The organism is Rhodoferax koreense, assembly GCF_001955695.1.
GTDB classification, from domain to species: Bacteria; Pseudomonadota; Gammaproteobacteria; order Burkholderiales; family Burkholderiaceae_C; genus Rhodoferax_B; species Rhodoferax_B koreensis.
On sequence record NZ_CP019236.1, the window covers coordinates 954,074 to 975,169 of the forward strand.

Sequence of the window (21,096 nt, forward strand, 5' to 3'; positions counted from 1 at the left end):
GCGGCACCTATCGGCCATGTCTTACGCGTGCTGCGCTCGGCGGCTGACGGCGCCATCCACGGTCCACCAACATACTTCGTTCATTTTGCGCTGACCCCAACATGAACGACGAACTGGCCACCGCCCTCGGCCCCACCACGAGCCGCTCTTACCGTTGCGCCTGCAACAAAGCCATCTTCCTGCGCAACACGCAGTGCCTGAATTGCGCCCGCCAACTGGGCTATCACGTCGAGGGCCGGACGATGCTGGCCATCGAACCCGCGCCCCAGCCTGAACGTTGGGTGCTCGCACGCGACGCCGCTGTCGCCGCCGAGCCGACCACGCCGCTGTTCCAGCGTTGCGCCAATTTCGCCACGGCGTCCAATTGCAATTGGCTCATCCCCGCGGGCACGGCCGAACACCCGCACGCGCCCGAGAATCTCACACCCGGGTTCTGCCTGGCGTGCACGCTGACTCGCACCATTCCGGACATGAGCAGCCCCGTCAACCAGGAACTGTGGCGCAAGCTGGAGATCGCCAAGCGCCGGCTGCTCTCGCAGCTGCTGTCGCTGGCCCTGCCGGTGGAGACCCGGCTGGAGCGGCCCAACGGCCTGGCTTTCGATCTGCTGGAGAACGTGCCGGGCGGTCCTGCGGTGCTGACCGGCCACGACGAAGGCCTGATCACGCTCAACATCGCCGAGGCCGACGATGCCGAGCGCGAGAAGATCCGCGCCGCCATGCACGAGTCCTACCGCACGCTGCTGGGTCACTACCGCCACGAGATCGGCCACTACTACTGGGACCGGCTGGTGAAGGACACGGCTTGGCTGGCGCCCTGCCGCGAATTGTTCGGCGACGAAACGGTGGACTATGCCGAGTCGCTGCAGCGCCACTACAAGGAAGGCCCGCCGGCGGACTGGCCGCTGCACTATGTGACGTCCTACGCCACCACCCACCCTTGGGAGGACTGGGCGGAGACCTGGGCCCATTACCTGCATATGGCCGACACCGTGGACACCGCCGTGAGTTTCGGCCTGGACGCGAACAGCGTGGACATCGAGAGCGACCCCTACACGCTCGATGACCTGTGGAAGCCGGACGATCCGAACGCCGAGCACTTCCTGCGGTTCCTGAACTCGTGGGTGTTGCTGACCTCGGTGCTCAACGAGTTGACGCGCAGCATGGGCCAGCCTGATTACTACCCCTTCGTGCTGCCGCGTGAGGCCATCGGCAAGCTGCATTTCATCCACGAGGTTATCCGCTCGGCCAGCACCGGCGTGGTGCCCGAGGCACCGACGCAGGCCGCACCCGCGCCGTCGCAATCTCAGTCGCAGTCGCAGTCGCAATCCTCCGCGCCTTCTGCGCCGGCCGCCCAGCCCGTGCAGACCATTGAAGCCGCTCCCGTCAAGACCGATTGACGTCCCCCTTTCCATCTAAAGAACGGCAGCCATGACCAGCACCACCATCGACACAAGCCGCATCGAGGAGGGCACGCCCTATCCGAGAGGCGCCACCTACACCGGCCGCGGCATCAACTTCGCCATTTTTTCGGCGCATGCCACCAAGATCGAAGTCTGCCTGTTCGACGAAGAGGGCAAGACGGAAATCGGCCGCGTGGCCTTGCCCGAATACACCGACGAGGTCTGGCACGGTTTCCTGCCCGACCTGAAGCCGGGCACGCGTTACGGCTACCGTGCGCACGGACCGTACGAGCCCGCGCAGGGCCATCGCTTCAACCCCAACAAGCTGCTGCTCGACCCCTACGCCAAGGCTCACGTCGGCGAACTCGTGTGGTGCGACGAGATCTTCGGCTACACCGTGGGGCATGAGGATGGCGACCTGAGCTTCGACGAACGCGACAGCGCGGCCTTCGTGCCCAAATGCGTCGTCGTGGATTCCCGCTTCGAATGGAAGCAACCTCTCGGTGTGCGTGTGCCCTGGGACCAGACGGTGTTCTATGAAACCCATGTGCGCGGGTTCACCAAGAAGCACCCCGCGGTGCCGGAAAACCAGCGTGGCACCTTCGCCGGCCTGGCGCATCCGGAGGTGATCCAGCACATCAAGGCCCTGGGCGTGAGCAGTGTCGAACTGCTGCCGATCCAGACCTTTCTGAACCAGCCTTTCCTCACCGAGAAAGGCCTGACCAACTACTGGGGCTACGACACCATCGGCTTCTTCGCGGCCGACCCGCGCTATTTCGCGGAGCCGAACATCGACGAGTTCAAGTCCATGGTGGACAGCTTCCACGATGCGGGCTTGGAGGTGATCCTCGACGTGGTCTACAACCACACGCCCGAAGGCAACGAGATGGGGCCGACGCTGTCCTTCAAGGGCATCGACAACGCGAGCTACTACCGGCTCATGCCGGACGACAAGCGCTACTACATCAACGACACCGGTACTGGCAACACCCTGAACCTGAGCCATCCACGGGTGCTGCAGATGGTGACCGACAGCCTGCGCTACTGGGTGGCGGAGATGCACGTCGACGGCTTCCGCTTCGACCTGGCCACCATCCTTGCACGCGAGGCGCATGGCTTCGACGAAGGTGGCGGCTTCCTCGACAGCTGCCGGCAGGACCCGCTGCTGTCCAGCGTGAAGCTCATCGCCGAGCCCTGGGACATCGGCCCAGGTGGCTACCAGGTCGGCGGCTTTCCGCCGGGCTGGGCCGAGTGGAACGACCGCTTCCGCGACGACGTGCGCGACTTCTGGAAGGGTGAAGAAGGCACGGCCGCGTCACTGGCACAACGTCTTACCGGTAGCGGCGACAAGTTCAACCACCGCGGCCGCAGGCCCTGGGCCAGTGTCAACTTCATCACCGCGCACGACGGCTTCTGCCTGGCCGACCTGGTGAGTTACAACGAGAAGAGCAATGCCGCCAACGGAGAGGACAACCGTGACGGCCATTCGCACAACCGGTCGTGGAACTGCGGTGTCGAGGGCCCGACCGACGACCCGGAGATCCTGGCGCTGCGCGCCCGGCAGCAGCGCAATCTGCTGGCCACGCTGCTGCTGTCGCAGGGCACGCCGATGCTGCTTGCCGGCGACGAATTCGGCCGCACGCAACACGGCAACAACAACGCCTATTGCCAGGACAACGAGATCTCCTGGGTGAACTGGGACCAGATCGACGAGGCCGGCCGGTCGCTGACGCGTTTCGTGCAGAAGCTCACCAGCTTGCGCAAGCAGCAGCCGATCCTGCGCCGCCACCGCTTCCTCATCGGCGCCTGGAACGAGGAACTCGGGGTGAAGGACGTGAGCTGGCTCAACCCCGGCGGCGGCGAGATGATGCCCGAACACTGGGACGATCCGCGTACCCTGTGTTTCGGCGTGCTGCTGGACGGCCGTGCGCAGACTTCGGGCATCGTGCGCCGCGGCTCCGACGCCACCGTGCTGCTCGTGTTCAATGCCTACCACGACGCCGTGGAATTCGCCTTGCCCAAGTGCGACGAAGGGATGGCCTGGACCCGGTTGGTCGACACGGCCGACTGGGATGACCAGGAAGAAGCGCAAGCGCCGGTGTTCTCCTGCGAGGACACCTACCTGGTGACGGGGCGATCCACGCTGGTCTTCCTGGCCACGCAGCAGTCCTCTTGATGGTCTGCATCTTCATCCGCACTGAACGGGTCGTTTTACGCAGGCTGCGGCAACGCCTCCCGTTCGCACTGAGTTTGTTGGAGTGTCTGCGGAGGTAGCCAAGGGCTTCGACGGGCTCAGCCCCAACGAGGGGCTTGAAGCCTCGAAGCCTCAACGGGCGGCGAGCACACGGAGAATTTCCTCGAACCGTTCGTCTTCCAGCCACGGGCTGTTGCTCACCGCCAGCACACGGCTGGCCAGCGATCGCGCGTTCGGCAGGGTCTGCGGCGCGGCGCTGGGGACGACGTCGGCATATTGCGGGTAGTCGGGCAATGACTGCACGAATGGCAGGCTGACGCCCAGCCCTGCACCCCATAGGGCCTGCAAGGCGGCATCGCGTTGCGCGGCGGTCGGCATCAGCACCATCAACACAGGCCAAGTACCGTCGGCACCCGGCACCGCCACGCTGTCGGTCAGCACCTGAAGACCTGGGATGCCGGCCAGCCGTACACGCCGCTGTGCTGCACGTGTATTGCCCTCGGCCAGAAAATCCGGCAACCGCGCCAAGGCCTTCACGCCCACCGCCTGGCGCCATCGGCCAGGGCGGTGCAGGGGATACGGCCGTGCGAAATCGTCGCCGGCCGCAGCCACCAGGTCACCACGGCGCAAGGCCTGCCGCAGGGGCCGTCCGTAGACCAGGCCCAGGCCACCACGCCGATAGAACAGGGCGTAACCCAGCAGTTCGGCTGAGCGCCGCAGTTCCCAGCCGATGTGCCTGGGCGCCACTTTGGCACTGGCCGCGCGGCAGGCTTCGCGCAGTGCCGCATCGCGCACCAGCAGCGCGCCGCCTTCGAAGATGCTCAGTCCCTTGCCCGCGGCCAGGCTGAAGAAACCGATGTCGGCGCGGGTGCCCACGCTGACGGCGGCAGCGCCCGCGCCGGTGCGTGCGCCCAGCGCCTGGGCCGCATCCTCGATGGTCCAGGCGCCGACGGCGCGGGCACAGGCCTGGGGCCCGGTGACATCCACGACCCGGCCACCGAGATGGGTGGGCATGACGGCCAGCGTTCGCGCATGGCACAGCCGGGCGAGATGACCCGTATCAAGGTCCAGAGCCTCCGGCATCAGGTCGCACAGGCGCAACTGCAGTCCGCAGCGCGCCACGGCCAGGGCCACCAGCGGGCAGGTGTAGGCCGGCACCACGACTTCGGTACGTTCGGGTGCGAGGCGCTGGAGGGCCGTCAGTGCCACCGTCAACGCAGCCGTGCCCGAACACTCGATCTGCACCGCTTCCACACCGATGAATTGCGCCAGCGCCGCGCCGAGGTCCGCATCGGCCGCTCCACGTGGCCAAGCCAGGTCGGCCAGCCGCAGCGGCAGGCCGGCGGTCGGCGGCACCTCGAAGCGGTGCCTACCGGGCCGGCTCATCGGCCATTGCCGCCGTGCGCAGCGTGGGTTCCGCGGCGCCGGGCGCCTCTTCCTCGCTGAAGGCCAGGCAGACGATGCCGGCGAGGATGAACAGGCCGCCCAGCGCCTGCGCCCAGCCGATGTGTTCGCCGAACAGCCAGGACGACAGCAGCAGCACCGAGATGATTTCCAGGTGCGAGGCCGCGAACGCCGGGCCGATCGGTGCGTGCTTGAGCAGCGTCATCCAGGTGAAGAACGCGCCCATGTAACCCACGAAGGCGCCGTAGATCCAGGGCTGGCCGAACACCCGCAATAGCCAGGCCGGGCTGAATTCGAGCGGCAGCGCCTGCGCGCCCGCGAACTTGAAGCTCAGCTGGGCCAGTGTGTCGAAGGCCATCAGCAACAGGAAGCCGATTGCATAGAAACGCTTCATCCCTGCCAGCCCACGATGGCCACGCCGACCGAGATCAGCAGGATGCCGGCGACACGCAGCGGCGAGAGCCTTTCGGCGAACAGGTAGCGACCAGCGAGCATGATGGCCACGATGTTGATCGAGCCGAGCAGCACGCCTTCGGACAGCGGCACCAGCGACAGGAACGCCAACCACAGCAGGAACTCGGCCACGTAGCAACCCACGCCGATCCACAACCATGGCCGGCGCGCCATCCACACCCAGCGCGCCAGGCCGTCGCCGGCGCGCGGGTCGCCGGCCGCGGCCTTGAACGCGAGCTGGCCACCGCTGTCGACGAGCACATTCAGCACCCACAGGGTGGCCACCAGGGGCGTGAGTTCGCTGCCGGTCATGCCATGAGGGAGTCGGTCGAAGGCCGGGCATTCGGTGCCGTGGCTCTTGCGGTGTGGATGGCGTTGGCGCGCGGTGCGACGGCGTCCGCCGAATCGGCGATCCGCGCGGCGAATTCGACGGCACGCGAAGTCACCACCCGGCGCTCGCGATCGATGGTGATCATGTGGTAGCTGTCGTGCAGCAAGACCATCTCCACCGGCCCGCTCACCCGGCGCGCCACCAGTTCCGCATTGGCCGGGCTCGACACGTCGTCTTCGCTCGCATGCACCACCAGGCAGGGCGCGGTGATCCGATCCAGCCGGCGCATCACATGGTCGGCCAGCGCACGCATCTCGATCACGGCATACCAGGGATTGCCCGGCAGGCCGGCGGCCGCGCTGTCGCCCGACAGCATCTGCGCCACGACCCGCTTGCGCAACGCTTCGTCCTTGATGCCGTAGGGCGGCTGCTCCAGGAACAGCCTGCGCCGGCCGATGCCGAGCCAGCGGAACGGCCGCAGCAGAAAAGACAGCCGGGTGTAGAACGGCATGCTCCAGCCGTCGTAGCGGAACATGGTGGACAGGGCGCCCACACCGTCGACGAGATCGGGCCGCGCGATGGCCAGCTCCAGGGCCAGCACCGCGCCCATCGACAGGCCCATCACCAGCATCCGGTCGACCTCGCCGCGCAGCCGCTGGGCGCCGGCGTGCACCGTCTCGGCCCAGTCCTGCCAGCGGGTGTCCAGCAGGTCGTCTTGGCTGCCGCAGTGGCCGGCGAGCTGTACCGCGTAGACGGTGAAGCCCGCGCGCTGCAGGCCCTTGCCGAGCAGGCGCATCTCATTGGGCGTGCCGGTGAGGCCGTGCAACAGCAACACGCCGGTGCGCGCATGCGGGCCGTGGCCGGGCAGCAGGAACTCATTGCGGGTGACGCAGACTTCGAGGCTCATGGCATGGTCCTGCAGATCATGCCGACAGACCCGCCAGCATCGGCATCGGCGCGGTGATCTCTGCCATCAGCGCCAAGGCATCGCGAAAATCGACGAATGGCGCATGCGCGATCTGCCTGTCTTCGCAGTAGCCGATCAGCCTGGCCTTGGCCAGTACGAAATCGGCCTTGCCCGAGACGCAGAAGTCCGAACTGCCATCGCCCACGAAAAGCACCTTGCCGTGCTGGGCCTGCTGCTCGGCCAGGCGTTCGCATTTGCAGTTGCCGCTGGCACGCACGCAGGCGGCGCTGGCATGTGGCGACTGCAGTTGCCAGCCGCGTTCGCCGGTCTGCACCAAGTGGTTGGCCAGCACCGGCAGGTGGCCCAGGCCGTGTCGGCCAAGCACCCGGCGGATGGCATGGTCGATGCCATCGCTGACCACCTGCACCGGCATGCCCTGGCGCTGCGCGGCGGCGGCGAAGGCAGCGAAATGGGGGTCGATCGGCAGGCTGTCGAGGTGGGCGTCGAGTTCGGCCGCACTCATGTCGAGCAGCGCGACCTGGCCCTTCATGCATTCGCGCGAGCCGATCTCACCGGCCTCCCAGGCGTTCTCGAGCGCCTGCCAGCCGGGGCGGCCGAACCGCTGCAACAGCGTGTCGGTCACGTCGTCGATGCTGATGGTGCCGTCGAAATCGCATTGCACCATCCAGCCCGGTGGGCGCGACGGCGCGGCGGCGGGGCGGATGGCGAAGACCTTTGGTCTGGAAGCGTGCATGGCATCACCCTTGTGGCTATTCATGGAAACTGACCCTCACGTTCTGGCTCAGGCGTATGCCTGCCGGTGCCGCGTCGAATTCGAGGAAGCAATCGACGACGCGGAGATTGCCGCGCGCGGCCACGTCGTCGTCGAGCCGGCTCGCGCCGTAGGCTTCGGCCAGCCGTACGACGTGGGCTTCCAGCGGCGCGGGCGGCTTGCCGTTCGCGCCATCGATGTCGACGCTCACGCTGGCACGCGTGCCGGGCCTGATGGCCGCCAGGTAGCTTTCGTTGAGCTCGGCGCGCACGATCAGTGGCCGGCGGGGCAACAGCACCATCACCGGCTTCGCGGCCTGGGTCGAGACGCGGGTGCCGGGCTGCACGTTGAGCCGCAGCACGCTGGCATCGACGGCGGCGCTGAGTGTCTGACGTTGTACCGCCAACTGGGCCTGCGCCAGCTTCTGCCGCGACACCGCGGCTTCGGCCTCGAAGACCGCGGCGGCGGATTCGATGTCGCGCTGCGCCTGCAACGCCTCTTCGGCGCGTTGCGGATCGAGCGCCCCGGCCCGTGCGGCCTCGCCAGTGCGTTGCGCGAACTGGCGCGCCGCCGGCAGCCGCGCAGCCTGGGCCCGCTGGCGGGCCTGCACCAGCTTGAGCTCGGCCTGGGCCAGCGCCACGTCCAAGCGCGCCTGCTCCGGGGCGAGCTTGAGCAGCACCTGGCCGCGCCGCACGCTGTCGCCTTCCTTCACAGCCAGGCTTTCGACGGTGCCGTCCAGCGGGGCCATCACCTCGAGCAGGCCGCCCTGCACCTCGATCTTGCCGCGCGCCATGGCCAGTTCGCGCGGGCCGGCCGGGGCGTTCGGGGCGCTGGCCGGCGTAGCGGCGTTGGCTTTCGCCATGCCGGGGGTGTCGTGGCCGGAGCAGGCGCCGAGCAGCCCTGCCAGGCCGAGGGCTGCCAGCTTGAAAGGCCATGCCGGCCAGGTCGGATTCGTCGTCATGCGGGGATTTCCAGAGCTTGAGGCTGCCAGTCGTTCTTGATCAGGCCGTCTTCCATGGTCAATACGCGGTCGGCGTGGCGCACCAGGCGCGGGTCGTGGCTGACGCACAGCACCGTGGTGCCGTGCGAGCGTGCAATGCGATGCAGGATGTCGATGATCTTCTGGCCGTTGTCGGCGTCCAGCGCGCTGGTCGGCTCGTCGGCGAACAGCAGTTGCGGTTCCTTGGCCAGTGCCCGCGCAATGGCCACGCGTTGTTTCTCGCCGCCCGAGAGTTGGGCTGGTCGGGCGTCGGCCCGGTGCGCCATGCCGACCTCGTCGAGGGCGCGCAAAGCGCGTTCACCCGTGTCGCGGTTCGACAGGCCGAGGTAGCCCAGCGGCAGTTGAACCTGCTCGCGCGCGGTCAGCGCCGGGAACAGGTTGAAGCCCTGGAACACGAAGCCGGTGTGCTGCAGCCGGAAGCGTTCGAGTTGGCGCTTGTTCATGCGGCCCAGGTCTTCGCCGAGCGCCCAGGCCTGGCCCTGGTCGGGCGACTGCAGTCCGCTGAGCAGCGACAGCAGCGTGCTCTTGCCGCAGCCCGACGGGCCGGAGATCAGCGTGAGTTCGCCCCGGTAGATGGCGATCGACAGGCCCTGCAGCACGTGCACCCGCACCGCGCCGGACATGAAGGACTTGCTGACCTGGCGCGCCTCCAGGCTGGCGTCCGAAGCATGGATGTCCGGTGTCTTCATCGGAGCAGCATGGCGGGTTCGGCGCGCGACAGGCCCCGCACCGCGATCAGGCCCGAGGCCAGCGCCAGGCCCACCACCAGCGCGGCGCAGGCCAGCGCCACCGGCAGGTTCATGTCGACGGGCACGTCGTACCACGCTGCCAGGCGCAGCAGCAAGGCACTGGCCAGGCCGCCGACCACGAGGCCCAGCCCGCCGATCCAGCAGGCTTGTTCCAGCACCACGCGGCTCAGCGACAGCAGGCTGGCGCCCAGGGCGTTGAGCATGGCGTATTCGCGCGCCGATGCCGCCACCACGGCCATCAGCGACTGGCTGGTGACCACCGCGCCGACCAGGCAGACGATGGCCGCCATGAACAGCACCGCGATGCCGGCGCCGGTGTCGAACATCCAGTACAGCTGGGAACGCCGCGCGAATTCGCCGGCACGCCAGACCGAGAACGGGCCGAACGAGCGCGTTTCGGCGGCCAGCCGCGACTGCGCCGCCGCCGCCTGCGCCGGGTCGCGCAGCCGGGCCACGAAATAGGTCGAGCCGGGTGCGCCGTCGGTGGCTTCGCCGGCCTGCAGCCGGCGCGCCGTGTCCTGCGAGGCCAGCACGTTGACGCCGCCGAGCGCCCGCAGCCCGCCGAGCGCGGCCACCACGTTGACGCGCTGGCCGTTGACCCAGGCGCCGCTGCCCACGGCCGTGCCCAGTTGGGCGAGGTCGGAGCGGTCCACGATCACCGCGCCGGGTTCGCGCAGCAGCTGGCGCGTGCGCGGCGGCAGCAGCCGGGAGAACATCATGGCATCGGTGCCGGTGCGGATGCCCGAGACGAACACCGGCACGCCGCCGCCGGTGCGTTCGTTGTTGCGCCAGTCGCCTTCGACCCAGAGGTAGGGCTCGACGTCGGCCACGGCCGGGTCCATGCGCAGCCGCATCTCCACGTCGGGGCCGACGTCGCGGCCGAAGTTGACGCTCTGGGTGCCGGGGTAGCCCGCCCAGAGGTCGGCCGAGGATGCCGTCACGTAGACCGCGGCACTGCCGAAGATGCCCAGCACCAGGCCGGCCTGCACCGCCAGCAGCACGCCCGAGAAACCCACGGCGAACACGGCGGGCACGAAGCGCCGCCATTCGTGGACCATGGTCTTGCGGGCCAGCGCGATCATGGGGCCGCCTGGGCCGTTCGGGACGCCAGGCCGTCGGCCTCGTCCGCCGGGATGGGGGCCCCGCCGAGGGCCTTGTACAGCGCCACGAAGGCCTGGGTGTGGGCGGCCTCGGCCGCGGCGACTTCCATGGACGCCTGCAGCGCCGCGCGTTCGGCACCCAGGCCGTCGAGCCGGCTTGCCAGGCCCAGGCGTGCCAGCGTGGCCTGGTCGTCCACGCGGCGTGCGAGCAGGTCGCGCGCGGTCTGTAGCTGCTGGCGCCGTTCGCCGCTCAGTTGCAGCGCGCTGAGCGCCGACTCGGTTTCGGATACGCCTTCGAGCACCGCCTGGCGGTAGGCCAGCAGCGAAGCGTCGAGCGCTTCCTTCTGCGCATCCACCGCGGCGCGCCGGCGGCCCCAGTCGAACAGCGGAATGTCGATCAGCGGGCCGAGCGCGGGCACGTTGTCGGTGTTGGTGCGCCGGTTCTGGGTGATGTTGTGCGCGTACAGCAGCGAGGCGCCGAGCGTGATGCGCGGATATAGCTCGGAGGTGGCACTGCCGAGTTCGGCGGCGGACTTCAGCACATCGGCTTCGGCGCTGCGGATCTCGGGGCGGTAGCGCAGCAGGTCGGTGGGCACCTGTTGCAGACGGAAGTCGCGCAGGCCGGGCTGCGACCGCGGTGGCCAGCTCGACGCCGTGCGCCAGGCGGCGTCCGGCGTGGCCTGGCCGAGCAGCACGGCCAGGCCCTGCGCCGCGTGCTCGGCGATCTGCCGCGGCTGGCTTTGTTGCGCGCGGGTCTGGGCGATGCGGATTTCGGCCTGGGCTCTTTCTTCGGGCGCGCCCAGGCGCTGCTGGCGCTGCACGCTGAACAGGGCAAGGCTCTGGGCGTCGAGATCGGCCATGTGTTGCAGCAGGTCCTGCTGCACCTGCGCCGCGCGCAGATCGGCATAGCTGCGCACCACCTCGGCGACCAGCGAGACACGCGCGGCCTGGGTACTCGCGGCCGCCGTGTCGAGCCGGGCCTGGCCTGCGCGCTGGATCGATTCGCGCGCACCGAACAGGCCCAGTTCCCACACGGCGTCCAGGCTGGCCTGGAAATAGGTGTCGGTGGCCGAGACGTCCTGCAGGGTGCGGGCGCCGGCGGAAACGGAGGGCCGGTACGCCATGTTGTCGCGTCCGGCGAGGATGCGGGCCTGGCGCAGGCGGCTCCTGGCCTGGGCGAGCGTCAGGTTCTGCGCCAGGGCCTGCTCCACCAGCGCATCGAGCTGCGGGTCGCCAAGTGCCTTCCACCAGCTCTGCAGATCGGGTGCGGGGGCCGCCACGGTCTGTCCGGGCGCCTGACGCCATTGCGCGGGCGCGGCCACCGGCAAGGTCGGCAAGGCCGGCGCAGCGCAGCCGGCGACGATGGCCGGCAGCAGCGTGGCGATGAAACCTCGGGAGGCAGAACGGAAGAAGGGGGCGCGGGGCAAGGCGGACGATTGGTGGAGAGGGCCCCGCATTGGACCGCGTCAACTTTGCGCGGCTTTGCAGCTTGTGTGGAGAACGCGTGGAGACGGGGAGGGCTGGCGGGCCGCAAACCCTTGCGCCCGCGAGGCTCACCGGCGCTGTGGATAATGGCCATCCCGTTCCACCCCCGCATCGCCGCCATCCCGTGAACATGTCCGCCGTTTCAGACCGCAGTGCATCCGCCGAGCCCGGCCCGCTGGTGCTGGTGGTCGAGGACGAGCCCGGCATCGCCGACATCCTGGTCGCTTACCTCCAGCGCGACGGCATGCGGGCGCAACTGGCGGGCGACGGCCAGACCGCGCTGCGGCTGTTCAATCAGTTGCGTCCGGACCTGGTGCTGCTGGACATCCACCTGCCCGGCATGGACGGCGTGGACGTGCTGAAGAACATCCGCAGTGGCAGCGAGACCCCGGTGATCATGGTCACCGCACTGGCCGACGATGTGGACAAGCTGCTGAGCCTGCGGCTGGGGGCGGACGACTATGTCGTCAAGCCGTTCAGCCCTGCCGAGGTGGTGGCCCGGGTGCGCGCCGTGCTGCGCCGCACTGGCTCCAAGCCCGCAGCCTCGCGCAGTGCGCCGATTCGGGTCGGCCGCCTGGTGGTGGACATGGAGGCCCATGGCGCTTCCACCGTGGACGAAGACGGCCAACTGCAGCCGCTGCCGCTGACGCTGACCGAGTTCCGCCTGCTGGCCTGCCTGGCGGCGCAGCCGCGCCGCTGTTTCTCGCGCAGCCACCTGATCGAGACCTGCCTGCCCGAAAGCGACGCGCTCGACCGCGTGATCGATTCGCACCTGAGCAAGCTCCGCCGCAAGCTGCAGAACGCCGGCCACGGCGAACTCATCGAAACCGTGCGCAGCATCGGCTACAGGCTCTGGCCTGGCGCATGAATCGTCTGCTGAATCGCATCTGGGTCCGCTTCGGGCTGTGGATCGCGGCCACGGTGCTGGTCACCATCGGCATCCTCGGCGCGAGTGTGGCGGTCTTCGCCCATTACCAGTACAAGAGTTTCTACAACAGCCTGCCCGACAAGGTGCGCCGGGAAATCGACCTGTTGCGCATGGAAGACCAGGACGAGAGCCCGCGCGCCGTCGAAATCTATTCGGAGTACTGGGACGGCGACCTGCTGTTCGGCGAAAGCGAGCGCTGGGCCTTGCTCATCGGCCTGCTGGTGTGCCTGCCGTTCGGCCTGGCCACCGGCTTCTGGGTGTCGCGCCTGGTGACCCAGCCGCTGTACTCGATGGCCGAAGCCGCCAAGCGCATCGCGCTGGGCGACTTCACCGTGCGCGCCGAGCCCGGCCGCAAGCGCGGCGAGATGGCCGACATGGTGCGCGATTTCAACCACATGACCGATGCGCTGCAGCAGCTGGAGAGCGAACGCAAGGCGACAGCGGCGGCCGTCTCGCACGAGTTGCGCACGCCGCTGGCCGTGCTGCGCGCGCGGCTGCATGCGGTGTGCGACGGCGTGATCGCGCCCGATCCGGCCGAGTTCCGCACCCTGCTGGACCAGGTGGAGCACATGGGCCGGCTGGTCGACGACCTGCACACCCTGTCGATGGCCGATGCCGGCCGGCTTTCGCTGCAAAGCGTCGAGCTGGACCTGGTGCCACTGGTGGCCGACGCATTGGCACGCCATGCCGACCTGCTGGCGCAATGCGGCATCAATCCCGAGTTGCGGCTGCACACCGAGGCAGCCCGGATCCACGCCGACCCGGACCGCATGCGCCAGGTGGTGTCGAACCTGATCGACAACGCGCTGCGCCACGCGAGCGAGGGCGGCTGGCTGGAGATCGGCGTGGCGCTCGATGAGGCCGACGACAGCGTCGTGCTGACCGTGAGCGATGCCGGCCCGGGCCTGCCCGAGGATGTGCGCAAGACCTTGTTCCAGCGCTTCTCTCGCGCGCGCACCGCCAATGGCATGCCCAGCCCGAAAAGCGGGTCCGGCCTGGGCCTGTCGATCGTCTCCGCGCTGGTGGTGCGCCAGGGCGGCAGCATCGCCGCCGACGTTTCGGCGCGCGGCGGCACGCGTTTCACCGTCCGCATGCCGGCGCGCTGACCCGGCCCGGCCGGGCCGTGGGCGTCAGCCGCCCCGGCGCAGCAGGTAGGTGTCCATGATCCAGCCGTGGGCGGCACGTGCCGCTGCACGTTGCTGGATGATTTGCGCGCCGACCTCGGCCAGCGGGCCGGCGATGCACAGCTGCCCGGGCATGCCGAGGTAGGCGCCCCACCAGATCGAGATGCCGGCCGGATCGAGCGTGGCGAACGCGCAGTCGCCGTCGAGCATCACGGCCAGCGTGTCCACGCCATCCGGCCAGCCGTGTTCGCGCAGCCGTCGGCCGGTGGTGATGATCACCGGCGCGTTGAGTTCGTTCAGCGGGATCGCATGGGCGGCGGTGAGGGCCTGGAGCGCGGTGATGCCGGGCACGACGGACACACGCAGCGGCAGCCGCCGCGCCAGGCGATCGGCGATGCGCAGCGTGCTGTCGTAGAGCGAGGGATCGCCCCAGACCAGCAGGGCGAGCCGCCCGCCGGCCGGCAGGTGCTTGGCGATGTGGGCATGCCAGACGGCGGCGATGGCGTCGTGCCAGCGGTGCACACCGCCGAGGTAGTCGGGGTCGGCGCTGTCGCGCTGTGGCATGTCGAACGCCACCACGCGCGTGCCCGGGTTGGTGACCACGGCCGCGCACAGGGCCTGGCGCAGTTCGGCCAGGTCGGCCTTGTCGCCGCGCTTGCGCGGGATCAGGATCAGGTCGGCCGCATTCAGCGCGGCCTCGCCCTGGCGCGTCAGGTGGTCCGGGTTGCCGGTGCCGATGCCGACCAGGCTCAACGCAATCACGCCGCGGGGCCTTCCCGTTCCTCGGGGAAGCGCGGCGCCGTGCCGACCGGGCGGTAGCGCCGGTCGTAGTCCTCCGCATACAGGCGGCTTTTGGCGAAGTCCTCCGCCCCGAGCGTGTGGCCGACGAGGATCAGCGCCGTGCGCTCCATGCTGTCGCCGACCGCCGCCTCGATGGTGGCCAGCTTGGCGCGCACCACCCGTTCGTCGGGCCAGCTTGCGCGCCAGACCACGGCGACCGGGCAGTCCATGCCGTAGTGCGGGCCGAGTTCGGCCACCACGCGCGGCAGCACGTGGATCGACAGGTGGATGGCCAGCACCGCACCCGTGGCCGCGAAGTTGGCCAGTGATTCCGCGGCGGGCATGGCCGAGGCGCGGCCCGAGGTGCGCGTGAGCACCACCGATTGCGCGAGCCCCGGCAGGGTGAGTTCGGCGCCGAGCGTGGCGGCCGCTGCGGCAAAGGAAGGCACGCCCGGCGTCACGGTGTACGGGATGCCGGCCTCGCGCAGGCCGCGCAGTTGCTCGCCCATGGCCGACCACACCGACAGGTCACCCGAATGCAGCCGCGCCACGTCCTGGCCCCGCCCATGGGCGGCCGCCATCTCGGCCATGATCTGCGCCAGCGACAGAGAAGCCGTGTTGACCTTGCGGGCGCCGGCGGGACAGTGCGCGAGCACACCTTCTGGCACGAGGGAGCCCGCATACAGGCAGACGGGGCTGGCGGCGATCAGGTCGCGGCCGCGCAGGGTCAGGAGATCGGGGGCGCCGGGGCCGGCGCCGATGAAGTGGACGGTCATGGCCCGGCATTTTCCGCGATGGCGGCGATGGCGCAGGTCGCCAAGCCATCGTCGCCCACGCAGCGTGCGGCCAGCAACTGCGCGCCCGGCCCGGCGCCCGCGAGCGCGGCGGCCTCGGCGAGGCTGCGCCGGCCGTAGCGCGCAGGCACGGCGGCGCTGGCGGCGGCGTCCTGCAACTGCAGCCTGTCCAAGGCGACGGCCAGCACCGGCAGCTTCAACATGGCTGCCAATTCCGTGAAGGCAGGCGCAGCGGCCTTGTCGCAGGCCGTGGCCAGCGCCGCCAGCGGCACGGGTTCGCCGCACTGGCACGAGGCCACCTGCAAAGCCTTGTCCAGGGCCGAACGCAGCGACGCCGCCGTCGCTGCGCCGCGAAACCCCAGGCCGGCGACACGGCGCGGCGGGGCCTTCACAGCACCGTGCGCCACTGCACCACCGGCCGGCTCGGCTGCCAGCCGCGCATGCGGCCCAGCGGCGCGGCATGGGCCAGTTCGATGCGCAGCAGTTCGCCGCCGTGCACGGCGTGGCATTGCAGCAGCGCCGCCTCGGTCTCCAGCGTGACCGCGTTGACGACCAGGCGGCAGCCGCGCGGTGCGAGGCCGGGCAACACGGCGGCCAGCGCCATGTCGAAGCCACCGCCCACGAAGATGGCCTGCGGCGGCGGCAGGCCTGCCAGGGCCTCGGGCGCGTGGCCGTGCACCACCGTCAGCGCATGCGACAGGCCGAATCCCTGCACGTTGGCCTGGATGTTGGCCACGCGTTGCGGCTGCTGCTCGATGGCGGTCGACAGGCCGCCGGCCAGGCACCACTCCACCGAGACCGAGCCCGAGCCCGCGCCGATGTCCCACAGCCGCTCGCCCGGCCGTGGCGCCAGCGCCGACAGCGCGAGCGCACGCACCGGCGATTTGGTGATCTGGCCATCATGGGCGAAGTCCGCATCGGGCAGGCCCGCGCTGCGCGGCAGGCCCGGCGCGCCGTCCACCTCCACGGCGACGGCGACCGGGGCCTGCACGTCGGTCCATGCGCAGCCCTGCGCCGTGGTCGCGCGGACGCGTTCTTTCGGGCCGCCCAGCGCCTCCAGCACCCAGAGCCTGCTCGGGCCGAAACCCAGCGCCGCGAGCCAGCGCGCGTAGTCGCCCACGGCCGCACTGTCGCGCAACAGGCAGATCAGCCGCTGGCCGGGATGCAGCGCCGCGCGGCTGTGCGCAAACGCCGTGGCATGCAGGCCGAAGCACTGCGTGGCCTCCAGCCGCCAGCCCAGGCGCGCAGCGGCCAGCGCAAACGTGGAGGGCGCGGGCCAGGCCGTCCATTCGCCCGGCGACAACTGCGCACACAGGCTGCCGCCCGCGCCGAACCAGAACGGATCGCCCGAGGCCAGCACGGCCACGGCTTGCCCCGGGGTGCCGCGCAGGGCCAGCACCGGCGTCACGTCGAAAGGCACGGGCCAGCACCGGCCGCGTTCCCCCGCCTCGGCCAGCGCCAGATGGCGCGGCGCACCGAACACGTGTTGCGCGCGGGCCAGCGCGTGGCGGCTACCATCGGAGAGACCGGCCAGACCGTCTTCTCCGATACCGATGATCGACAACCAGGGTTCAACCATGCCGCGTGTGCTCGTGTTGGGCGGCACCAGCGAGGCCAGCCAGCTCGCGCATGCGCTGGCCGAGGCCGGCGTGGCCGCGGTGTTTTCCTATGCGGGGCGGGTCGCCTCGCCTTTGCCGCAACCGATTCCCACGCGGGTCGGCGGTTTCGGCGGCCCGGCGGGCCTGCGGGCCTGGCTCGAGGCCGAACGCATCACCCACGTGGTGGACGCCACGCATCCCTTCGCGGCCGGGATGAGCCGCAACGCGGTGGACGCCTGTGCCGCCGCAGGGGTTGCATTGCTCGCGCTCGAACGGCCCGCCTGGGCGGCACAGCCCGGTGACCGGTGGCGGCACGTGGCCGATACCGATGCCGCGGTGGCGGCCTTGCCGACGCAGCCTGCCCGTGTCTTCCTGGCCATCGGGCGCCAGCAGGTCGCGCCGTTCCTGGCGCGCGGCCAGCACTGGTATCTGTTGCGGCTGGTGGATCCGGCGCCCGAGCTGGCGGGACTCCATGGCGAGATCCTGCTGGCGCGCGGGCCGTTCACCGCGGCGGGCGACCAGGCGCTGATGCAGGCCCATGGCATCACCCAGGTGGTCGCTAAGAACGCCGGCGGAACGGGGGCCGAAGCCAAGCTGCAGGCCGCGCGCGCGCTGGGCCTGCCGGTGATCCTGATCGACCGGCCCGCCTTGCCCGCGCGGCACACGGTGGGCAGCGTGGCCGAGGTGATGCGGTGGCTCGGCTGCGATCATTCGGCGCATGGGGCCGACCTCGGTGTGTAGACGAACGGACCCACGCGGCGTGTCGCCGAGCTGCCCACGATCACCAACGTGCGCATGTCGGCCATCACGGCCGTGGCCTCGGCCAGCGTCAGCGTGTGGATGCGCTCATCGGGTGTGGACACGGCGCGCGCAAAGATGATCAGCCGCTGCGGGCCGCAGACTTCGCGCAGCAGCGCGAGCACGCGGCCGAAGGTGTCGGGCCGGCTGGCCGAGCGGGGGTTGTAGAACGCCATGGCGAAGTCGGCGCCAGCGGCGGCGCGCACCCGCGCCTCGATGAGGCTCGCGGGCTTGAGGTTGTCGCTCAGGTTGATGGCGCAGAAGTCGTGGCCCAGCGGCGCGCCGGCCTTCGCCGCGGCGGCCAGCATGGCGGTGATGCCGGGCAGGATGCGGATGTCCAGCCGCTGCCACAGCGGCGCGCCTTCCAGCGCTTCCATCACCGCCGCGGCCATGGCGAACACCCCCGGGTCGCCGGAGGACACGATGACCACGCGGCGCCCCGAGGCGGCCATCGCCAGCGCCGTGCGCGCGCGGTCGAGTTCGACGCGGTTGTCCGACGCATGCAGCGTGAGGCCGTTGCGCGCAGCGATGCGGGCCACGTAGGGCTGGTAGCCGACCACGTCGGTGGCCTGCGCCAGGGCTTCGCCGGCTTCGGGCGTGATGAGCCGGGCGTCCCCCGGGCCCAGGCCCGCGACGCAGAGCCAGCCGTGTGCTTCCGTCACGCCGGCACCTCCGGCCGGCGGCCCTGGCCATGCACCAGCACGATGGCGAAGTAGGGGCAGTCGCTGCCGTCCACCTCGGCCAGCGGCACCACGCGTTGGCCGGGCATGGTGCCGCGCTCGACAAGCCAGGCCTGGCCCAGCCGGCCGGTGGCGCTGAGCGCGCTGCGCACGCGCGGCAGGTTGCGCCCGGTCTTCATGATCACCAGGGCGTCGGCGGTGCGCATGTGGCGCACGAGGTCAGCCTCGGGCAGCGTGCCCATCAGCACCACCAGCACGTCGTCGCCCCAGGTGAAGGGCGTTTGCGTGGCGGACCAGCAGCCCACCATGCCGGGCATGCCCGGGATTACCTCCACCTCGACGCCCGGCCGGCCCTGCAGCCGCGTGTGCAGATGCATGAAAGAGCCGTAGAAAAACGGATCGCCTTCGCACAGCACCACGACATCCGCTTCGCGCGCGAGCGCGGCCAGCCGCGCGGCCCAGTCGTCGTAGAACGCCGCCAGCTGCTGGATGTAGGCGGGGCTGTCGAAGGCCAGTTCGGTCGTCACCGGGTACTCCATCGCGTATTCGGCCACGCCGGGCGCGAGCAGGTGTTCGACGATGCGCCGCGCCTGGCCGGGCCGGCCCTTCTTGCGGAAGTAGGCCACGTGGCGGGCGCTGCGGATCGCGCGGTCGGCGCGCACGCTCATGAGGTCAGGGTCGCCCGGGCCGAGGCCCGCGCAGAGGATGCGGCCCATCAGATCTCCCTCCGGCTGGCCAGCGCATTGACGGCGGCCACCGTCATGGCCGAGCCACCCAGCCGGCCCTGCACCACCATGGAGGGCGCCGGCGGCGCGGCCCACAGCGCGGCCTTGGATTCGGCCGCCCCGACGAAGCCCACCGGGCAGCCGATGATGGCCGCCGGGCGGGGGCAGTCCGGCTCCTGCAGCATGTTCAGCAGATGGAACAGCGCGGTCGGCGCATTGCCGATGGCCACCACGGCACCGGCCAGATGCGGCCGCCACAGTTCGAGCGCGGCGGCGCTGCGGGTCGTGCCGAGCGCCTGCGCAAGCTGCGGCACGCTGGCGTGTTTCAGGGTGCAGACCACCGCATTGCCCGCCGGCAGGCGCGAACGGGTGATGCCTTCGCTGACCATGCTCGCGTCGCACAGGATGGGCGCGCCGGCTTCCAGCGCCGCGCGCGTCGCCTCGGCCATGCCCGGCGTGAAGAACACCTGGGCCTCGAGCCCGACCATGCCGGTGGCGTGGATCATGCGCACCACCGCCATCTCCTCGGCGGCGCCGAAGCGCGCCAGGTCGGCCTCGGCGCGGATGGTCGCAAACGACTGGCGGTAGATGGCGGCGCCATCGGTTTCATAGGTGTGGCGCATGCAACAGTTTCTGCAGGTGGGAGGCGACCGCCGTCGCGTCCAGGGCCACGCGGTCGGGCACGGAGGCGGCAGTGCCGTGATGGATCAGGTCGAAGCCGGCGGCCGTGGCCACCAGCGTCAGCGTGGCGGCGGGGTGGGCACAGCCCTTGGCGCAGCCGGAGACATGCAGCAAACGGTCTGCCGGCACCAGCGGCGCCAACTGGCGGGCCAGGTCGCGCGTGGCCGCGAAGGCCTGCGGACAGCCCGGCGCGCCGGTGCAGGCGGCCACGCGCAGGCGAATGTCGTCGCTCCGGTCGATCAGGCCTTCGAGGGCCGGCGGCGCGTGCAGGCCCTCCACCAGCAGGCGGCGCCACGGCGTGACGCGCAAGGGCCCGAGTGTGCCCAGCGCGGCCAGGTTGTCGGCGGACAGCTGGCCGAATTCGAAGCCGACCATGCACCCCTGCGGCACCAGGCCCAGCAGGGCTGGCGCGGGTGAAGGCGCGAAGCTGACTCGGGTCGCAGCCTCAAACGGCGCCGGCAGCTTCGTCGTGGCCAGCAGCGCCGCCATGCGCGTTGGCCTCGACGCTGAAGCCGCCCCGCCTGCCGATCGGCCTGCGTCCGCGAACCATTGCGCGAGCGCCAGTGCCATCGGGACCACTTCGTCGAGCGTGGCCGGCGCGCCCGTGGGGCTGCCATCGGCGCAGACCAGGTAGCCGCGCTCGCCGCGCTCGATGCGGACGTCGGCCGAGGCCTGGCGCAGCACCGGCCGCTCGGCGCAGTCCAGCGCGAAGCCGAACTTGCCGGGCAGGTCGGGCGCCCGTGGCGAGGCCAGGGCTTCGCTCAGGCGGTGGGCCAGCGCGCTGGTGCCATCCCCCGGCTGCCAGAACGGTGTGACCAGCAGGTTGCGGCGCGATTCCGCGGCGCTATCGGCGTCCAGCAGGCCCAGCGACTGCAGACCGGACAGGAGTGAAGGGTGGTCGGCTTCGGCCACGCCGCGCAATTGCAGGTTGGCGCGGCTGGTCAGCTCGATGACGGGCCAGGCGTGTCGGGTGGCCAGGGCCGCCAGGCCCTGCGCCTGGTCCCGGGTCAGGCGCCCGCCCGGCGGGCGGACGCGCACCACCAGTCCGTCGCCCGACGCCATGGGGCGCAGGGCGCCCGGACACCAGCCATGGACATGGGGCGCGCGCATGGAGGTGACGGTGGCGGGAGTGGACAACGGATGGAGGCGGGCATGCCGCGAAAGCTCGGCTCCGGGATTGTAGAGAGGGAACG

Annotated in this window: 22 protein-coding genes; 5 read left to right on the forward strand and 17 right to left on the reverse strand. The window is 70.4% G+C overall.

Annotated features, from left to right (window positions below):
* Window positions 1–101 precede the first annotated feature (101 nt).
* Together RD110_RS04535 and glgX are read left to right on the forward strand one after the other, a co-directional pair.
* A complete protein-coding gene (locus RD110_RS04535; protein ID WP_076197120.1) occupies window positions 102–1,397 on the forward strand; it encodes a zinc-binding metallopeptidase family protein in 1,296 nt (431 codons plus the stop codon).
* 31 nt (window positions 1,398–1,428) lie between these two features.
* Window positions 1,429–3,576 (forward strand): glycogen debranching protein GlgX, encoded by a 2,148-nt coding sequence (gene glgX, locus RD110_RS04540; RefSeq protein ID WP_076197122.1) that lies wholly within the window; start codon window positions 1,429–1,431, stop codon window positions 3,574–3,576.
* A gap of 150 nt (window positions 3,577–3,726) precedes the next feature.
* On the opposite strand, the gene RD110_RS04545 is transcribed toward glgX, so the two are convergent.
* Genes RD110_RS04545 through RD110_RS04585 form a run of 9 tightly spaced genes read right to left on the reverse strand, consistent with a single transcriptional unit; the run spans window position 3,727 to window position 11,737 of the window.
* A complete protein-coding gene (locus RD110_RS04545) occupies window positions 3,727–4,980 on the reverse strand; it encodes a DegT/DnrJ/EryC1/StrS family aminotransferase (protein WP_076197124.1) in 1,254 nt (417 codons plus the stop codon).
* Entirely contained in the window at window positions 4,964–5,392 is a 429-nt protein-coding gene (locus RD110_RS04550) for a DMT family transporter (RefSeq protein WP_076197126.1), read from the reverse strand. The genes RD110_RS04545 and RD110_RS04550 overlap by 17 nt, the downstream gene beginning before the upstream one ends.
* Window positions 5,389–5,763, reverse strand: a complete 375-nt coding sequence (locus RD110_RS04555; protein ID WP_076197128.1) for a DMT family transporter — start codon at window positions 5,761–5,763, stop codon at window positions 5,389–5,391. Before RD110_RS04555 ends, RD110_RS04550 begins: the two co-directional genes overlap by 4 nt.
* A complete protein-coding gene (locus RD110_RS04560) occupies window positions 5,760–6,689 on the reverse strand; it encodes an alpha/beta hydrolase (protein ID WP_083686098.1) in 930 nt (309 codons plus the stop codon). Before RD110_RS04560 ends, RD110_RS04555 begins: the two co-directional genes overlap by 4 nt.
* A 16-nt stretch (window positions 6,690–6,705) precedes the next feature.
* Complete coding sequence (locus RD110_RS04565) at window positions 6,706–7,443, reverse strand: MtnX-like HAD-IB family phosphatase (RefSeq protein WP_076204374.1); 738 nt, start codon at window positions 7,441–7,443, stop codon at window positions 6,706–6,708.
* 16 nt (window positions 7,444–7,459) lie between these two features.
* Window positions 7,460–8,422 carry an HlyD family secretion protein gene (locus RD110_RS04570; protein WP_076197130.1) on the reverse strand — a complete coding sequence of 321 codons (963 nt, stop codon included), beginning with the start codon at window positions 8,420–8,422 and terminating at the stop codon, window positions 7,460–7,462.
* On the reverse strand, window positions 8,419–9,150 hold the full coding sequence (locus tag RD110_RS04575; RefSeq protein ID WP_076197132.1) for an ABC transporter ATP-binding protein: 732 nt from the start codon (window positions 9,148–9,150) through the stop codon (window positions 8,419–8,421). The genes RD110_RS04570 and RD110_RS04575 overlap by 4 nt, the downstream gene beginning before the upstream one ends.
* Entirely contained in the window at window positions 9,147–10,292 is a 1,146-nt protein-coding gene (locus RD110_RS04580; protein ID WP_076197134.1) for an FtsX-like permease family protein, read from the reverse strand. Before RD110_RS04580 ends, RD110_RS04575 begins: the two co-directional genes overlap by 4 nt.
* Window positions 10,289–11,737: an efflux transporter outer membrane subunit gene (locus RD110_RS04585; RefSeq protein WP_239467170.1), complete on the reverse strand. Its 1,449-nt coding sequence runs from the start codon at window positions 11,735–11,737 to the stop codon at window positions 10,289–10,291. Before RD110_RS04585 ends, RD110_RS04580 begins: the two co-directional genes overlap by 4 nt.
* A 188-nt stretch (window positions 11,738–11,925) precedes the next feature.
* Between RD110_RS04585 and RD110_RS04590 the strand changes: the two genes are divergently transcribed.
* Entirely contained in the window at window positions 11,926–12,663 is a 738-nt protein-coding gene (locus RD110_RS04590; RefSeq protein ID WP_076204379.1) for a response regulator, read from the forward strand.
* Window positions 12,660–13,829, forward strand: coding sequence for a sensor histidine kinase (locus RD110_RS04595; RefSeq protein WP_076197136.1), 1,170 nt, complete (start codon window positions 12,660–12,662; stop codon window positions 13,827–13,829). Before RD110_RS04590 ends, RD110_RS04595 begins: the two co-directional genes overlap by 4 nt.
* Window positions 13,830–13,853: 24 nt before the next feature.
* Here the strand turns inward: RD110_RS04595 and cobF are convergent, their stop codons facing one another.
* From cobF to cbiE, 4 genes are read right to left on the reverse strand one after another with little or no spacing between them, the layout of a single operon-like run.
* Window positions 13,854–14,609 carry a precorrin-6A synthase (deacetylating) gene (gene cobF / locus RD110_RS04600; protein WP_076197138.1) on the reverse strand — a complete coding sequence of 252 codons (756 nt, stop codon included), beginning with the start codon at window positions 14,607–14,609 and terminating at the stop codon, window positions 13,854–13,856.
* The gene (gene cobM, locus RD110_RS04605) at window positions 14,606–15,403 is read right to left on the reverse strand and encodes a precorrin-4 C(11)-methyltransferase (protein WP_076197140.1); all 798 of its coding nucleotides are present in this window, start codon (window positions 15,401–15,403) and stop codon (window positions 14,606–14,608) included. The genes cobF and cobM overlap by 4 nt, the downstream gene beginning before the upstream one ends.
* On the reverse strand, window positions 15,400–15,813 hold the full coding sequence (locus RD110_RS04610) for a cobalamin biosynthesis protein (protein ID WP_076204382.1): 414 nt from the start codon (window positions 15,811–15,813) through the stop codon (window positions 15,400–15,402). The genes cobM and RD110_RS04610 overlap by 4 nt, the downstream gene beginning before the upstream one ends.
* Complete coding sequence (gene cbiE / locus RD110_RS04615; protein WP_076197142.1) at window positions 15,810–17,000, reverse strand: precorrin-6y C5,15-methyltransferase (decarboxylating) subunit CbiE; 1,191 nt, start codon at window positions 16,998–17,000, stop codon at window positions 15,810–15,812. The genes RD110_RS04610 and cbiE overlap by 4 nt, the downstream gene beginning before the upstream one ends.
* On the opposite strand from cbiE, the gene RD110_RS04620 reads away from it, so the two are divergent.
* Window positions 16,999–17,760, forward strand: a complete 762-nt coding sequence (locus tag RD110_RS04620) for a cobalt-precorrin-6A reductase (RefSeq protein ID WP_076197144.1) — start codon at window positions 16,999–17,001, stop codon at window positions 17,758–17,760. The genes cbiE and RD110_RS04620 overlap by 2 nt on opposite strands.
* Here RD110_RS04620 and cobJ read toward each other — a convergent pair.
* The 4 genes from cobJ to cobG are packed head-to-tail and all read right to left on the reverse strand — an operon-like array spanning window position 17,727 to window position 21,040.
* Window positions 17,727–18,479, reverse strand: coding sequence for a precorrin-3B C(17)-methyltransferase (gene cobJ, locus RD110_RS04625; protein ID WP_076197146.1), 753 nt, complete (start codon window positions 18,477–18,479; stop codon window positions 17,727–17,729). The two genes, RD110_RS04620 and cobJ, sit on opposite strands and share 34 nt — an antisense overlap.
* Entirely contained in the window at window positions 18,476–19,213 is a 738-nt protein-coding gene (locus RD110_RS04630) for a precorrin-2 C(20)-methyltransferase (RefSeq protein WP_076197148.1), read from the reverse strand. Before RD110_RS04630 ends, cobJ begins: the two co-directional genes overlap by 4 nt.
* Window positions 19,213–19,845 (reverse strand): precorrin-8X methylmutase, encoded by a 633-nt coding sequence (locus RD110_RS04635; RefSeq protein ID WP_076197150.1) that lies wholly within the window; start codon window positions 19,843–19,845, stop codon window positions 19,213–19,215. The genes RD110_RS04630 and RD110_RS04635 overlap by 1 nt, the downstream gene beginning before the upstream one ends.
* Complete coding sequence (gene cobG / locus RD110_RS04640; RefSeq protein ID WP_204250024.1) at window positions 19,829–21,040, reverse strand: precorrin-3B synthase; 1,212 nt, start codon at window positions 21,038–21,040, stop codon at window positions 19,829–19,831. Before cobG ends, RD110_RS04635 begins: the two co-directional genes overlap by 17 nt.
* Window positions 21,041–21,096 lie beyond the last annotated feature (56 nt).

What these genes read in the sequence shown, in the direction of transcription:
- RD110_RS04620 (WP_076197144.1), top strand. Translation starts at nt 16,999, where the DNA reads ATGCCGCGTGTGCTCGTGTTGGGCGGCACCAGCGAGGCCAGCCAGCTC.
- RD110_RS04575 (WP_076197132.1), bottom strand. Translation starts at nt 9,150, where the DNA reads ATGAAGACACCGGACATCCATGCTTCGGACGCCAGCCTGGAGGCGCGC.
- cobM (WP_076197140.1), bottom strand. Translation starts at nt 15,403, where the DNA reads ATGACCGTCCACTTCATCGGCGCCGGCCCCGGCGCCCCCGATCTCCTG.
- RD110_RS04570 (WP_076197130.1), bottom strand. Translation starts at nt 8,422, where the DNA reads ATGACGACGAATCCGACCTGGCCGGCATGGCCTTTCAAGCTGGCAGCC.
- RD110_RS04560 (WP_083686098.1), bottom strand. Translation starts at nt 6,689, where the DNA reads ATGAGCCTCGAAGTCTGCGTCACCCGCAATGAGTTCCTGCTGCCCGGC.
- RD110_RS04545 (WP_076197124.1), bottom strand. Translation starts at nt 4,980, where the DNA reads ATGAGCCGGCCCGGTAGGCACCGCTTCGAGGTGCCGCCGACCGCCGGC.
- RD110_RS04550 (WP_076197126.1), bottom strand. Translation starts at nt 5,392, where the DNA reads ATGAAGCGTTTCTATGCAATCGGCTTCCTGTTGCTGATGGCCTTCGAC.
- RD110_RS04630 (WP_076197148.1), bottom strand. Translation starts at nt 19,213, where the DNA reads ATGGGCCGCATCCTCTGCGCGGGCCTCGGCCCGGGCGACCCTGACCTC.
- RD110_RS04535 (WP_076197120.1), top strand. Translation starts at nt 102, where the DNA reads ATGAACGACGAACTGGCCACCGCCCTCGGCCCCACCACGAGCCGCTCT.
- RD110_RS04555 (WP_076197128.1), bottom strand. Translation starts at nt 5,763, where the DNA reads ATGACCGGCAGCGAACTCACGCCCCTGGTGGCCACCCTGTGGGTGCTG.
- glgX (WP_076197122.1), top strand. Translation starts at nt 1,429, where the DNA reads ATGACCAGCACCACCATCGACACAAGCCGCATCGAGGAGGGCACGCCC.
- RD110_RS04635 (WP_076197150.1), bottom strand. Translation starts at nt 19,845, where the DNA reads ATGCGCCACACCTATGAAACCGATGGCGCCGCCATCTACCGCCAGTCG.
- RD110_RS04590 (WP_076204379.1), top strand. Translation starts at nt 11,926, where the DNA reads ATGTCCGCCGTTTCAGACCGCAGTGCATCCGCCGAGCCCGGCCCGCTG.
- RD110_RS04580 (WP_076197134.1), bottom strand. Translation starts at nt 10,292, where the DNA reads ATGATCGCGCTGGCCCGCAAGACCATGGTCCACGAATGGCGGCGCTTC.
- RD110_RS04565 (WP_076204374.1), bottom strand. Translation starts at nt 7,443, where the DNA reads ATGCACGCTTCCAGACCAAAGGTCTTCGCCATCCGCCCCGCCGCCGCG.
- RD110_RS04595 (WP_076197136.1), top strand. Translation starts at nt 12,660, where the DNA reads ATGAATCGTCTGCTGAATCGCATCTGGGTCCGCTTCGGGCTGTGGATC.
- cbiE (WP_076197142.1), bottom strand. Translation starts at nt 17,000, where the DNA reads ATGGTTGAACCCTGGTTGTCGATCATCGGTATCGGAGAAGACGGTCTG.